The sequence below is a fragment of the Streptomyces sp. CLCI03 genome, from assembly GCF_053615355.1.
Genome location: NZ_CM132132.1, coordinates 4,656,153 through 4,669,438 on the forward strand (window position 1 = coordinate 4,656,153; position 13,286 = coordinate 4,669,438).

Consider the following 13,286-nt stretch of genomic DNA (forward strand, 5'->3'; position numbering starts at 1 on the left):
CTGGGAGGTGCCCCTGCTCAAACGCCGGCGAGGCTCAAAGTGCGAAGGGACGTCATGCTCGACCACCTGATCAAGGGCGCGACCGTCGTGGACGGCACCGGCGCCCCCGCCCGCGTCGCCGACGTGGGGATACGCGACGGCCGTATCGCGGCGATAGCCGCACCCGGCACCGTCACCGAAGAGGCCCGCACCACCGAGGACGCCACCGGCCTGGTCCTCACCCCCGGCTTCATCGACCCGCACACGCACTACGACGCCCAGCTCTTCTGGGACCCCTACGCCACGCCCTCCATGAACCACGGCGTCACCACCGTCGCCGGCGGCAACTGCGGCTTCACCCTGGCCCCGCTCAACCCCGCCCGCCCCGAGGACGCCGACTACACCCGCCGCATGATGAGCAAGGTCGAGGGCATGGCCCTCAAGGCCCTGGAGGAGGGCGTCGACTGGACCTGGTCCACCTTCGGCGAGTACCTCGACGCCCTGGAGGGTCGGATCGCCGTCAACGCCGGGTTCATGGTCGGCCACTGCGCCCTGCGCCGGCACGTGATGGGCGAGGACGCCGTCGGCGGCCAGCCCACCCCCGAGCAGATGCGGCAGATGCTCGACCTCTTCCACGACGCCATGAACGCCGGCGCCTGGGGACTGTCCACCACCCAGTCCTCCACCCACTCCGACGGTTCCGGCGCCCCCGTGGCCTCCCGCCACGCCCGCCCCGCCGAACTGCTCGCCCTGTCCGAGGCCGTCGCCGAACACGAGGGCACCCAGCTGGAGGCGATCGTCGCCGGCTGCCTCGACCAGTTCTCGGACGACGAGATCGACCTCTTCGTGGAGATGAGCGTCGCCGCCGGACGGCCCCTCAACTGGAACGTCCTCACCATCGACGCCTCCGTCCCCGAACGCGTCCCGCGCCAGCTCGTCCCCAGCGAGCGCGCCCGCAAGGCCGGCGGCCGGATCGTCGCCCTGACCATGCCGATCCTCACCCCCATGAACATGTCGCTCGGGACCTTCTGCGCGCTCAACCTCATCCCCGGCTGGGGCGAGATCCTCGGCCTGCCCGTGCCCGAGCGGATCGCGAAGCTCCGCGACGCCGACGTACGCGCCGAGATGCTGCGCCGCGCCGACAGCAAGGAGGCCGGAGTCTTCCGGCGCCTCGCCCACTTCGGCCGGTACGTCATAGGCGACACGTACAGCAAGGAGAACGAGGGCCTCTCCGGCCGGGTCGTGAACGACATCGCCGCCGAACGCGGCCAGGACCCCTTCCACTGCCTGGTGGAGATCTGCGCCAACGACGACCTGCGCACGATCCTGTGGCCGATGCCCACCGACAACGACCCGGCGAGCTGGGCCCTGCGCCAGGAGACCTGGCAGCACGAGGACGTCATGCTCGGCGGCTCCGACGCCGGCGCGCACCTGGACCGGATGTGCGGAGCCCCGTACACGACCCGCTTCCTCGGCGACTGCCTGCGCGGCCGCAAGCTCGTCCCGCTGGAGCAGGCCGTACGCATGCTCACCGACGACCCGGCCCAGCTGTTCGGGCTGCGCGAGCGCGGCCGCCTCGCCGAGGGATACCACGCCGACCTGGTCCTCTTCGACCCGGAGCGGATCGAGGCCGGTCCCGCGACCCTGGTCCACGACCTGCCCGGGGACAGCCCGCGGCTGGACGCGCGGGCCATCGGCATCGTCTCGGTACGGGTCAACGGCGTGGAGACCATCCGCGACGACCAGGTGACGGGGGCCGTGCCGGGCATCGTGCTCCGGTCCGGCCGTGACACGAGGACGGTGAGCACCCGTTGAAGGCACAACCCCTGTACATCGGCGGCGAGTGGGTGGAGCCGGCCGGCGGCCACTACGACGTGGTCGACCCGGCCGACGAGTCGGTGGTCGGGCTCGCCCCCGAGGCCTCCCGCGAACAGGTCGCGGACGCGGCCCGCGCCGCGGCCGAGGCCTTCGAGAGCTGGTCGCGCACGACGCCGGAGACCCGGGCGGCGATCCTCGACCGGGCAGCGGACATCATGCAGCGCGAGTTCGAGCCGTGGACGGCCCTGGCCCAGGCGGAGACGGGCGCGCCCACCGGGATCGCGCGCGGGATGCAGGTCGGCGTCGGCGTGGCCCGCTTCCGCCGGTACGCCAAGGGCGCGCTGGAGCCGGTCGAGAAGGGGCTGCCGCCGCAGGTCACCGAGGCCGGCCCGATGGGGAGGGCGAGCATCCTGGGCGCGCTGGAGGTCCGCCAGCCGGTCGGCGTGGTCACCTGCATCACCTCCTACAACAACCCGTGGGCGAACCCGGCCGGCAAGGTCGCCCCCGCCCTGGCCATGGGCAACACGGTCGTCGTCAAGCCGGCCCCGCAGGACCCGCTGTCCGTCTTCCGGATGGCGCAGGCGCTGCACGAGGCCGGCGTCCCGGCGGGCGTCGTCAACGTGGTCGGCGGGCAGTCGGTGGAGGTCGGCGAGGCAGCCGTGGACTCCCCGTACGTCGACATGGTGTCCTTCACCGGCTCCACCGGCGTCGGACAGCGCATCGCGGAGGTCTGCGGCCGCACGATGAAGCGGCAGCTGATGGAACTCGGCGGCAAGGGCGCGGCCGTCGTCATGGACGACGCCGACCTGGACGCGGCGGTGATGGGCATCGGCACCACCTTCTCCTTCTACTCCGGCCAGATCTGCACCGCCCCCACCCGGGTGATCGTCCACCGGTCGGTCTACGAGCAGCTCATCGAGAAGCTCACCGGCTACCTGGCCTTCATGAAGGTCGGCGACCCCGCCGAGCGGGGCACGGTCGTCGGCCCGGTGATCTCGGCGGCCCACCGCGACCGCGTGGAGTCGTACATCGAGCTGGGGAAGAAGGAGGGCGCCCGGATCGCGTACGGCGGCGAGCGGCCCGTGGTCGGCGACGGCCGGGGCTTCTACGTCGCCCCGACCCTGCTCGTGGACTGCACCAACGACATGCGGGTCGTCCGCGAGGAGATCTTCGGCCCGGTCGTCGTGGTCGTCCCCTTCGACGGCGACGAGGACGAAGCGGTCCGGCTCGCCAACGACAGCGACTTCGGCCTGCTCAGCTACGTGTGGTCCGGGGACTCGGCGCGCGCCTTCCGCATCGCGCGGCGGCTGCGCGCGGGCGGGGTCGGCGTGAACACCGTCGGCCGCAACATGGAGGCCCCGTTCGGCGGCTTCAAGCGCAGCGGGGTGGGCCGCGACGTCGGCTCGTACGCCCTGCACGCCTACAGCGAGGTCCAGTCGATCGTCTGGCCGGGCTGAGACGGCGGCGCCGGGTCCGGCCGGGGGCGGGTGGCCCCCGCCCGGACCCGGGTCATGCCCGAGGGGCGAGCGGCTCGCGCTCGTCGCGGACGTTCATCGGGCGGGGCGGGACCCGAATCCGTAGGTCATGCCGAGAGGTTGTCAGGCGGGGTCAGGACGCGTCCAACGAAAAAGTGGCCTCGCCGCGGACCCGGCCGTTGATCTGGAGCTGCACCAGGTGCTCGCCCGAGTGGTAGCGGCGGGTGGTGATGGGCTTGAAGGAGTGCCGCTTGGTGCCGCCGAGGGTTTCGCCGGGGGCGAGGGCGCGCGTGACGAGTTTGAACACCTTGGGCGTGCGGGTGCCGTTGGCCTTCGCGTGGTGGACGACGTAGTCGATGACCAGCTGCGCCGGGAGCGGGCCGGTGTTGGTGACCGTCCAGTCGAAGACGAGGTACTCGCCGACGGCGACCCGGGGCTCGGCGACGACCGGGCCGCTCACGGTCACGGGCACGTCGGGGGAGTGGCCGAGGAGGGTCAGCGCCTCGGGCCGGCCGGCCTTGATCAGGGTCCGCAGTCCGTGGCGTACGACCCGGTCGGTCGTGGCCTCGGGCTCGGCCAGCCAGCGGGCCGCCGTCTCGACCGCGAGGCTGGGGTGGTCGCGGCTGATGTCGTTGAGGTGGTTGGAGACGGAGCGGCGCACGTACTCGGACCCGTCGCGGTACAGGGCGTCCAGCACGGGCAGGGCCGGGCGCGGGTCGGCGATGAAGGCGGGCAGCTGCGGGGCCCACGGCAGCCGGGGCCGGGTGCCCTCGCTGGCGAGGCGGCGTACGTGCGGGTCCGGGTCGTCCGTCCACTTCTGTACGACGGCCAGGGCGCGGTCCGGGTCGGCGCGCAGGAAGGGCCGTACGGCGGACTCGGCGGTGAGCCGGGAGGTGAGGTCGTGCAGCAGGTCCAGCCCGGGCTCGAAGACCTCCAGCCCGCGGACGGCGACGGCCTCGCCGACGGGGAAGGTCATCCAGCCCTCGAAGCCGGGCCGGTCGAGGGCGGTGCGCACGACGGTCTCGAAGGCCGGCCACGTGTCGGGGAGGTCGTCGAGCACGGCGTCGCGGACGGCGGTGACGCGGCCGCTGAAGGACAGTCCGTCGAGGGTGGCGGCGCGGGCGCGCAGGGCCGGTGAGGACCGGCGGCCGCCCGCGCCGGCGAGCAGTCGGGCCAGGGTGGTGACGGTATCCGCGCTGAGGAGTTCATCGGCCGTGGGCATGGGGCCAGTCTCGCCGATGGCGTCCCGGTCCGGAGAAGGTTTCGGGACGCCGTGCCCCCTGTTACCACCGGTCACCGCAAAGTCACGACGGAAACTTTGGAAACGCGCAAAACGGACATGGCTGCGGTTTCCGCATGCCGAAAGAGTCTCGGTCGAGCCTCTCGAAGCGTGGGCGCGCGAGAAGGTGAACCTTGCATTAAGTGCTTGCGAACTGTCTTGATCTCAAGATTCGAAGGCATTCAAGGGAGTCGACTTCCGGACTTCGATCGTCCAGATGTGGAAAACGCACCATCTAACGTCCTGACCCATGACTCAGCTGGACGTTCGGCCTCGGGCCGGAGACACGGTAAGCGGCGTCGCCGACGGCGACGTTCGCGGCAAGGGCCTCGGCAAGGGCTCCGTCGGACTGGTCGGAAGCGCCGTCATCGGCATCTCCACCGTCGCCCCCGTCTACTGCCTGACCTCGACCCTCGGCTCCACCGCCGGTGAGGTCGGCCTGCAGATGCCCGCGATCTTCCTCGCCGGTTTCCTCCCGATGCTCCTGGTCGCGTTCGCCTACCGCGAGCTCAACAAGGCCATGCCGGACTGCGGCACCTCCTTCACCTGGACCGTCAAGGCCTTCGGCCCGCGGATCGGCTGGATGTGCGGCTGGGGCCTGGTGATCGCCACGATCATCGTGCTCTCCAACCTCGCGGGCGTCGCCACCTCGTACTTCTGGCTGCTGGCAGGCGAGGTCACGAACAACGCGTCGATCGCCGCCCTGGACGACAACAAGCTCGTCCACATCGCCACCTGCCTCACCCTGATCGCCGTCGCGACCGCCATCAGCTACCGCGGCATGACCGCCACCAAGGGCGTCCAGTACGCCCTCGTCGGCCTCCAGCTCGTCGTGCTCGCGATCTTCGTCGCCATGGCCTTCCAGAAGGCCTCCGCCGGCACCTTCGACACCGGCCTGGACTTCTCCTGGTCCTGGATGAACCCCTTCGCGGTCGAGTCCATGGCGGCCTTCACCGCCGGACTCTCGCTCTCGATCTTCATGTACTGGGGCTGGGACGCGTGCCTGGCCACCAACGAGGAGACCACCGGCTCGACCAAGACCCCCGGCCGCGCCTCGCTCATCGCGATGGTCGTCCTGGTCGGCTCGTACCTGGCCACCGGCGTCGCCGCCCAGATGGCCGTCGGCTCCGGCGGCGAGGGCCTCGGCCTCGCCAACGAGGAGACCTCCGGCAACGTCTTCGCCGCCCTCGCCGGCCCCGTCATGGGCCCGGTCCTCGGCATCCTGCTCTTCGTCGCCGTCCTGGCCTCCGCCGCGGCCTCCCTGCAGACCACCTTCATCCCGGTCGCCCGCACGGTCCTGGCCATGTCCACGTACGAGGCCCTGCCGGCCTCCTACGCCAAGGTCCACCCGCGCTTCAAGACCCCGGGCCGCGCCACCGTCATGGCGGGCGTCGCGACCGGTGCCTTCTACACGGTCATGACCCTGGTCAGCGAGAACGTCCTCACCGACACGATCTTCGCGCTCGGCCTGATGATCTGCTTCTACTACTCGCTCACGGCCTTCGCCTGCGTCTGGTACTTCCGTGGCGAGCTGCGCCGCTCCGCCCGCGACCTGTTCTTCAAGGGCGTCTTCCCGATCCTGGGCGGCGTCCTGCTGGCCGCGGTCTTCTTCAAGACCCTCTACGACGCCTGGGACCCGGCCTACGGCTCCGGCTCCACGCTCCCCGGCCTCGACGTCGGCAACGTCTTCGTCATCGGTGTCGGCCTGCTGGCCCTCGGCCTGGTGATCATGTTCGTCACCGAGCGCCGCAGCCCGGCCTTCTTCCGCGGCGAGGTCCTGACGAAGTCCACCCCGTCCCTGGTGGTCGAGGACTGACCGTCCCCGCGCCGCCGCGCTCCCCCCGCCGAGTCATGCCCGAGGCCCCGGATCGATTCCCCCGATCCGGGGCCGCGGGCGTTGCGGGGCCACTTCCCGGGGCCTCGGGCGGTGACCCGGGGCGTGGCGGGGTCGTTGGGCCGGGCATGAACGCCATGAAGCGCACCCTTTCCGCCCTGGTCGTCTCCGGTGGTGCCGCCCTCGCACTGATCCCCGGCGCCGCGCACGCCGACGAGCCCGCCGGGCAGGCGCCCCCGGTCGTCGGCCGCGTCGTCGACATCGTCGACCACCCGACCCAGGCCGTACAGGACACCAAGACCGCGGTGGGCGTGACCGCCCAGGCCGCCGGGTCCGCCACCCGGGCCACCGACTCCTCCCTCAAGGGCACGGGTTCGGCCCTGACCGCCGGGCTCCCGGACGCCCCCAAGGTCGAGTGACCCGAGCCGCCGAGGCCTCCGCCCGGCTCCCACCCCGCAGGAGCCGTGGCGGAGGCCGGGTTCTCGGGCGGTGGCGCTCGTTGAGCAGGGCATGATCCTCTGGCTGCTCAACCACCTCAGCACCCTCGTCATCGCCGTCCTCCTGGTCGGCGGCCTCACCGGCCTCGCCGCGGTCGGCAGCCTGGCCGCCCGCCGCCGCTTCCCACACCTGGCCCAGGGCGACCACAACGAGATGGTCGGGGTCGCGCTCGGCATGTTCGGCGCGATCTACGGCATCATCCTCGCGTTCGTCGTCGTCACCCTGTGGACGCAGTTGGAGAACACCCAGAACATCGTCGCGAGCGAGGCCACCGACCTGGCCCTCGTCGTCCGCAGCGCCGACGCCTTCCCCCCGGCCGACCGCGCCCGGATCCAGCAGGCGGTCGGCGCGTACACCCACGCCGTCGTCGAGGTGCAGTGGCCGCTGATGCGCGACGGGCGGCCGAGCTACGAGGCGACCGCCCCCCAGACGCAGGCCCTCTACCAGGCGCTCCAGGCCTACGAACCGCAGGGCCCCCGCGCCGAGACCTTCTACGCCGAGGCGGTCACCCGCCTCAACGACGTCGCCGCCCAGCGCCGGGCCCGCGTCAGCATGGCCGAGACCTCGTTGCCGATCCTGCTCCAGGTGCTGGTGTACGGGGGCGCGTTCGTGATCGTCCCGCTGACCTTCCTGTTCGGGCTGCGCAGCCTGAAGATGCAGCTGCTCTTCGTATCGGCGGTGGCCGGGCTGATCGGCTTCAGCCTGCTGCTGGTGGTGGCCCTGGACCGGCCCTTCGCGGGGGACCTGAGCGTGACCCCGGAGCCGTACAAGGAGGCGGCTCTGGCGCAGTTCTGGGCCGCCGGCTGAGCGGGCCGCGCACTGTCAAGTCCCGAACTCCAGCGACGTGACGCGATCCGCTCCCTCGGGCTGACTGGAGACACGGGCGCACCACTCGGCGCCCGCCTCCGCCGCCACCTCCCGAGGAGCCCTCCCATGGCCGTCACCCGCACGCGCACCCGCACGTACACGCACACGCAGGCGCGCAGCCGTCGTCTCGGCCGGCTCGTGGTCGTGGCCGTCCTGGCCGGGGCCGCCCTCGCTGCGGTGGTCGCCGGCCTGGTCCACGTGGCCCGCGCCGCCCCCGCGACGCCGCGCACCCCGCCCTCCTCCACCGCCCCGGTGTCCCACGACGACGGCGGCTCCGGGCGCCGGCTGTGGTCGGTGTTCAAGCACCTCTGGACGAGCGTCGGCATGGCCGAGGAATCCCCGCACGTGGGCCGTACCGAACCGCCACCGGACGTCCGCGCGGCGGCCCGGAACGCCGACGGGCGGCGTACCCCGACCGTCGTGTCGGTGTACGCCGCCCAGGGGCGGGACGATGCTGCGGGAGGAGGCCCGCACGCTCCTACCGCCTACTTCGGGTCGCGGTTGAACGAGGCGGCCGACCAGCGGTAGCCGAGCACCGCCAGGGCGATGGACCAGGCGACCGCGAGCCATCCGTTGTAGCCGATCTCGGTACCGAGGAGCAGACCGCGCAGGGTCTCGATGGCCGGCGTGAACGGCTGGTACAGGGCGATCGGCTGGAACCAGCCCGGCATCGCCTCGACCGGGGTGAACGCGCTGGAGATGAGCGGCAGCAGGATCAGCGGCATCGCGCTGTTGCTGGCGGCCTCGGCGTTCGGGCTGGCCATGCCCATCCCGACGGCGATCCAGGTGAGCGCCAGGGCGAAGAGCGCGATCAGACCGAACGCGGCCAGCCATTCCAGGGCCGTGGCGTCCGTGGAGCGGAAGCCGATGGCGACGGCGACGGCGCCGACGAGGACCACGCCGGCGAGCACCTGGAGGACGCTGCCGACCACGTGCCCGACGAACACGGAGCTGCGGTGGATCGCCATGGTGCGGAAGCGGGCGATGATGCCCTCGGACATGTCGGTGGAGACGGACACCGCGGCCCCGATGACGGTGCTGCCGATGGTCATCAACAGGATGCCGGGGACGACGTAGGCGATGTAGTCGGAGCGGTCGCCGCCGCCCATGCCGGCGCTCATCACGTCGCCGAAGATGTAGACGAAGAGCAGCAGCAGCATCACCGGGGTGAGCAGCAGGTTCAGCGTCAGCGACGGGTAGCGCCGGGCGTGCAGGAGGTTGCGGCGCAGCATCGTGGAGCAGTCGCGGACGGCGAGGGTGAGGGAGCTCATCGGACGTTCTCCTCGGTCTGGTGGGGGATGGCGGCGGCCGGGCCGGTGAGGGCGAAGAACACGTCGTCGAGGTCAGGGGTGTGCACGGTCAGTTCGTCGGCCTCGATGCCGGCGGCATCCAACCGGCCGAGCACCGCCCGCAGTTCGCGCTGGCTGCCGTCACTGGGGATCTGCAGGGCCAGAGCCTCGTCGTCCCGGGTGACCTCGTGCAGGGCGAGGGCCGCGGACCGGTAGGCGGCCGGGTCGGTGAAGCGGAGCCGGACGTGTCCGCCGGGGATCAGCCGCTTCAGTTCGTCGGCGGTGCCCTCGGCGGCGATCCTGCCGTCGTTGAGGACGGCGATCCGGTCGGCGAGCTGGTCGGCCTCCTCCAGGTACTGGGTGGTGAGGAAGACGGTGACGCCGCCCGTGACGAGTTCGCGGATGATCTGCCACATGGTGTGGCGGCTGCGCGGGTCGAGGCCGGTGGTGGGCTCGTCGAGGAAGATGATCCGCGGGTCGCCGACCAGCGTCATCGCGATGTCGAGGCGGCGCTTCATGCCGCCGGAGTAGCTCGCGGCGGGCTTCTTGGCGGCCTCCACCAGGTCGAAGCGTTCCAGCAGTTCGCCGGTCACCCGCCGTCCCTCGCTGCGGGAGAGGTGGTGCAGGTCCGCCATGAGGAGCATGTTCTCCTCGCCGGTGATCAGGCCGTCGACGGCGGAGAACTGGCCGGTGACACCGATCGAGGCGCGTACGGCCTGCGGGTCGACGGCCAGGTCGTGCCCGTTGACGTGGATGGCTCCGGTACCGGGATCCGCGCCGAGGAGGGTGGAGAGGATCTTGACGGCGGTGGTCTTCCCGGCGCCGTTCGGGCCGAGCAGGGAGAAGACCGTGCCGGCGGGGACCGCCAGGTCGATCCCGTCGAGAACGAGCTTGTCGCCGTAGGACTTTCGCAGCCCGTTCGCCGCGATGGCCAGGTCGGTCATGAGGAGTGCTCCTTCGAGGGCGGTGACTGCGGTCAGTTGCTGCGGGCGGTGATGTCGCCGTAGGAGGTGGTGGCGCGGATGTTCAGGCCGGCGGCGGCGCCTTCGGTGTTGGTGAGGGCGTTGTGGACGCGGCCGTAGGCGGTGCCGGCGTCGAGGGTGGCGGAGACCCCGTGGGCGGTGCCGATGGTGATGTCGCCCGCCTGGGTGGTGAGTTCGACGGTGCCGCGCTGGGCCTCGGTGATGTGGAGGTCGCCCTTCTGGGTGGTGATCCGCGCGGGGCCGCCCAGGCGTCCGACGGTGATGTCGCCGGCCATCAGGGTGAGGTGGGCGCTCGCGGTCTCGTCGAGCTTGACCGTGCCCTGGGCGCTCTCGAAGGTGACGTCGCCGAGGCGCCCGACGCCGCGGAACTCGGCGGCCGCGGTCTTCGCCTCGACGCTGGAGCCGGCGGGCAGTTGGACGGTGATCTCGACGGATCCCGGGTGGTTGCCGAGGACCCGGTTCTTCGCGGGTGCGGCCGCGATCCGCAGCACGCCGTCGCTGTACTCGGCGCCGGTCTGCTCGGCGGCCTTCACGTCGCGGCTCTTGGAGGCGTCGGCGGGGAGGATCTCGACGGTGGTGTCGGCCCGGTCGGCGGCGATGAACCGGATGAGCCCGGCGGGGACGTCCAGGACGGCGGCGATCGGGGCGGCGGTGGCGAACTTCTGCATGGTGCTTCTCCTTCATCAGCGGCTGCGCTCCGTGCGCCCCGCGGTTTCTGATGAACGAAAAGCTACGTTGCGTTCGAGAAACTGGCAACAGACTCGTTGCGTTGAATCTGCATCACTGCAGGTCAAATAGAGGATTTCATTGCAATGGTTTCGCGCTTAACGCAACGCGCTGCGCATGGTTCGTTGCAATGGAATGAGAGTGAACGCTATAGTGGGACACACCACGCACCACGAAGGAGACCGCGATGCCGGGAGGCAGGCTCAATCAGCAGGAACGCCAGCAGATCGCGCTGGGACTGGCGGACGACCTCCCCTACGCGGAGATCGCCCGGCGTCTCGACCGTCCCACCTCGACGATCTCGCGCGAGGTGATGCGCAACGGCGGACCCAACGCCTACCGGGCGGACCTGGCCCACCGCGCCACCGAACGCCGCGCCCACCGGCGCGGTCAGGCCGCTCCCCGGGGTCCGGAGGCGCCCCCGCAGGCCCACGGACGCGACCCCGAAGCGGTGCGCGCGTTCGAGGACGTGTTCACCGACGTCCTCATCCAGGCCGGCACGCCCAAGATGATGGCCCGGGTGATGGCCTGCCTCTACCTCACGGACACGGGCAGCCTCACCGCGGCCGAACTCGTCCAGCGCCTCGGTGTCAGCCCGGCGTCCATCTCCAAGGCGATCACGTTCCTGGAGGGCCAGGGCCTCGTCCGCAGGGAGCGCGACGAACGCCGCCGCGAGCGCTACTTCGTCGACGACGACGTCTGGTACCAGGCCACCATCGCGAGCGCCCGCGCCAACGCCCAGATCATAGAAACCGCACGTCAGGGCGTCAGCATCCTCGGCCCCGACACCCCGGCGGCCAACCGCCTGGAGAACATCGCCCGCTTCATGGACTTCGTCTCCGAGGGCATCACCCGCGCCGCGGAACAAGCGCGCGCGGTCCTCCACACGAAGCCGGAAACGCCCCCGGGCGACCCGCTCTAGACGAGGTTCGTGCGGCCCGCCGCCGCCCCGATCAGCTCGTCCGGCACCTCGCGGGAGCGGATCGGATCGGATCGCCGATCATCCGGTCGATCCGCTCCCGCTCCGCGGGCCGGCCTACGAGGACGCGGCGGCCTGGCCCCAGGTGCGGGAGCAGAGCACCAGCCGGTAACCGTCGGGGTCGGCGACGGTGACTCCCCACTCGTCCCAGTACGGGTTGTGGGCGGCGACGCGGGTCCCGCCGTGGTCGACCAGGCGCTGGACCAAGGCCTCGTCGGGTGCCTCGCCGAGATAGACCACGAACAGGTCGTCGACGGTGGGCACGGGCAGGATCGGGTTCGAGGCGTCCCGGGTGAGCTCGAAGTGCCAGCCGCCACCGGCCGGTCCGACCATCAGCAGCGCGTGCTCCCCGGTCGTGTTCCCGGCGCTCCGCCACTGCACCTGCAGCCCGAGACCGTCGACGTAGAACCGCTCGGCGGCCGCGAGGTCGAGCGAGGGCCGGGCGATGCGGACATGAGCATGTGGATCGATCATGGTGCCCAGCCTACGAAACCCCCTCCCGGCAAAGGCTGTTCGGCCGACCGGTGCACGGCCGACCCGTCGGCCGGGGCCCCTGTGGGACGGAGCCCCGGCCGACGGGTGCCGGGCGTCAGGCGCCCAGGTGGGCAGCCTCGGCCCACTCCTTCTCGCCGGCCTTCTCGCAGTTGTCGGCGTACAGGGGGCCGATCTTGGCCGGAATGCCGGCGAAGGAGGAGCAGTTGGAGGCGAAGGCCTTGTGGCCGCCGGAGAAGTAGTCGATGTCGACGCCGTCGTTGGCCAGGGCCGCGCCGGCGCCGCCCATCAGGATGCCGGCAGCCAGGACGGACGCCGTCAGGGCAGAGCGAATACGCATGACACTCTCCTAGGATCTCGTTCGACGCGCCGGACAGACGGCACGCGACCGGCTCAACATCACGGAGAGTTCACTGGAAACGGTGCTTCACCCCAATGGCGGTCACCCTCTGTAGTACGAGAGGGGCGCGTTCGGGGCGCGCGCCACCGTCAGGGGCGCCGGCGGGGCGCTTCGTCGTCCGGGGTGTCGGGACTGGCGAAGTGGAACGGCACGCCGAGGTGCGCGGCCAGCTCGGTGCCCGCGCGGGTGGCGGCGGCCGCCGAGGGGTGCAGGCCGCCGGTGTCGGCGCCGTCCAGGGCGCGTTCCGCCGCACCCCAGGGGATCATGGCGAGGCCCTTCTGTCCGACGGGTTCGTCCGTGACGGCCAGCAGGTTCACGAACCAGTCGTGCACGGTGTCCCCGTCCCAGACCGCCTCGATCGCCACCACCCGGCCCGGGATGCCGTGGGCGAGGGTGGCGAGCGAGTCCAGGTCGATGGGGTCGTCGGGGGTGCGGGCCACCCGGTCGCCGAAGTGCAGATAGCGCAGGTGCACCATCTCCTGCGCCTCGCGCAGGCCGACGCCCTGGACGCGGCCCGCGTCCCGCACCAGCCTGATCGCCTGCATGAGGCCGTCCTGGAGGACGAATCCGTCGACCTTGGTGCGGATGCCCGCCGGGAGCGCCACCCACCGGTTCTCGATGTCCTGGTCCACGCCGGCCGCCCCTCGGTTCGTCATGGCGTCATGAT

The 13,286-nt window shown here is 71.5% G+C and carries 14 protein-coding genes; 7 read left to right on the plus strand and 7 right to left on the minus strand.

Annotated features, from left to right (window positions below; translation table 11 throughout):
• The first annotated feature begins 54 nt into the window (after positions 1 to 54).
• Together ACWG52_RS21600 and ACWG52_RS21605 are read left to right on the plus strand one after the other, a co-directional pair.
• Positions 55 to 1,794, plus strand: a complete 1,740-nt coding sequence (locus tag ACWG52_RS21600; RefSeq protein WP_389816355.1) for an N-acyl-D-amino-acid deacylase family protein — start codon at positions 55 to 57, stop codon at positions 1,792 to 1,794.
• Entirely contained in the window at positions 1,791 to 3,254 is a 1,464-nt protein-coding gene (locus tag ACWG52_RS21605; protein WP_389816353.1) for an aldehyde dehydrogenase family protein, read from the plus strand. Before ACWG52_RS21600 ends, ACWG52_RS21605 begins: the two co-directional genes overlap by 4 nt.
• Before the next feature lie 151 nt (positions 3,255 to 3,405).
• Here ACWG52_RS21605 and ACWG52_RS21610 read toward each other — a convergent pair whose 3' ends face one another.
• Positions 3,406 to 4,494 (minus strand): DNA alkylation repair protein, encoded by a 1,089-nt coding sequence (locus ACWG52_RS21610; protein ID WP_389816351.1) that lies wholly within the window; start codon positions 4,492 to 4,494, stop codon positions 3,406 to 3,408.
• Between the two features lie 307 nt (positions 4,495 to 4,801).
• On the opposite strand from ACWG52_RS21610, the gene ACWG52_RS21615 reads away from it, so the two are divergent.
• The 4 genes from ACWG52_RS21615 to ACWG52_RS21630 all read left to right on the plus strand — a co-directional run bounded on the left by ACWG52_RS21615 (position 4,802) and on the right by ACWG52_RS21630 (position 8,278).
• Positions 4,802 to 6,367 (plus strand): APC family permease, encoded by a 1,566-nt coding sequence (locus ACWG52_RS21615; RefSeq protein WP_390140664.1) that lies wholly within the window; start codon positions 4,802 to 4,804, stop codon positions 6,365 to 6,367.
• A 155-nt stretch (positions 6,368 to 6,522) separates the two neighbouring features.
• Complete coding sequence (locus ACWG52_RS21620) at positions 6,523 to 6,804, plus strand: hypothetical protein (RefSeq protein ID WP_390140666.1); 282 nt, start codon at positions 6,523 to 6,525, stop codon at positions 6,802 to 6,804.
• Positions 6,805 to 6,895: 91 nt separating this feature from the next.
• On the plus strand, positions 6,896 to 7,690 hold the full coding sequence (locus ACWG52_RS21625) for a bestrophin-like domain (RefSeq protein ID WP_390140702.1): 795 nt from the start codon (positions 6,896 to 6,898) through the stop codon (positions 7,688 to 7,690).
• 126 nt (positions 7,691 to 7,816) lie between these two features.
• Positions 7,817 to 8,278 carry a hypothetical protein gene (locus tag ACWG52_RS21630; RefSeq protein WP_453125653.1) on the plus strand — a complete coding sequence of 154 codons (462 nt, stop codon included), beginning with the start codon at positions 7,817 to 7,819 and terminating at the stop codon, positions 8,276 to 8,278.
• On the opposite strand, the gene ACWG52_RS21635 is transcribed toward ACWG52_RS21630, so the two are convergent.
• The 3 genes from ACWG52_RS21635 to ACWG52_RS21645 are packed head-to-tail and all read right to left on the minus strand — an operon-like array spanning position 8,236 to position 10,690.
• Positions 8,236 to 9,021 carry an ABC transporter permease gene (locus ACWG52_RS21635; protein WP_389816337.1) on the minus strand — a complete coding sequence of 262 codons (786 nt, stop codon included), beginning with the start codon at positions 9,019 to 9,021 and terminating at the stop codon, positions 8,236 to 8,238. The two genes, ACWG52_RS21630 and ACWG52_RS21635, sit on opposite strands and share 43 nt — an antisense overlap.
• Complete coding sequence (locus ACWG52_RS21640) at positions 9,018 to 9,983, minus strand: ATP-binding cassette domain-containing protein (protein ID WP_389816334.1); 966 nt, start codon at positions 9,981 to 9,983, stop codon at positions 9,018 to 9,020. Before ACWG52_RS21640 ends, ACWG52_RS21635 begins: the two co-directional genes overlap by 4 nt.
• A gap of 32 nt (positions 9,984 to 10,015) precedes the next feature.
• Complete coding sequence (locus ACWG52_RS21645; protein WP_453125656.1) at positions 10,016 to 10,690, minus strand: DUF4097 family beta strand repeat-containing protein; 675 nt, start codon at positions 10,688 to 10,690, stop codon at positions 10,016 to 10,018.
• A gap of 245 nt (positions 10,691 to 10,935) precedes the next feature.
• Here ACWG52_RS21645 and ACWG52_RS21650 point away from each other — a divergent pair, with 245 nt between their 5' ends.
• Positions 10,936 to 11,670, plus strand: a complete 735-nt coding sequence (locus ACWG52_RS21650; RefSeq protein ID WP_389815144.1) for a GbsR/MarR family transcriptional regulator — start codon at positions 10,936 to 10,938, stop codon at positions 11,668 to 11,670.
• Between the two features lie 114 nt (positions 11,671 to 11,784).
• Here ACWG52_RS21650 and ACWG52_RS21655 read toward each other — a convergent pair whose 3' ends face one another.
• The 3 genes from ACWG52_RS21655 to ACWG52_RS21665 all read right to left on the minus strand — a co-directional run bounded on the left by ACWG52_RS21655 (position 11,785) and on the right by ACWG52_RS21665 (position 13,275).
• Positions 11,785 to 12,201 carry a VOC family protein gene (locus ACWG52_RS21655; protein WP_389815147.1) on the minus strand — a complete coding sequence of 139 codons (417 nt, stop codon included), beginning with the start codon at positions 12,199 to 12,201 and terminating at the stop codon, positions 11,785 to 11,787.
• A 115-nt stretch (positions 12,202 to 12,316) separates the two neighbouring features.
• Positions 12,317 to 12,559: a hypothetical protein gene (locus tag ACWG52_RS21660; protein ID WP_386235931.1), complete on the minus strand. Its 243-nt coding sequence runs from the start codon at positions 12,557 to 12,559 to the stop codon at positions 12,317 to 12,319.
• Positions 12,560 to 12,708: 149 nt separating this feature from the next.
• On the minus strand, positions 12,709 to 13,275 hold the full coding sequence (locus ACWG52_RS21665; RefSeq protein WP_389815151.1) for a hypothetical protein: 567 nt from the start codon (positions 13,273 to 13,275) through the stop codon (positions 12,709 to 12,711).
• Positions 13,276 to 13,286 lie beyond the last annotated feature (11 nt).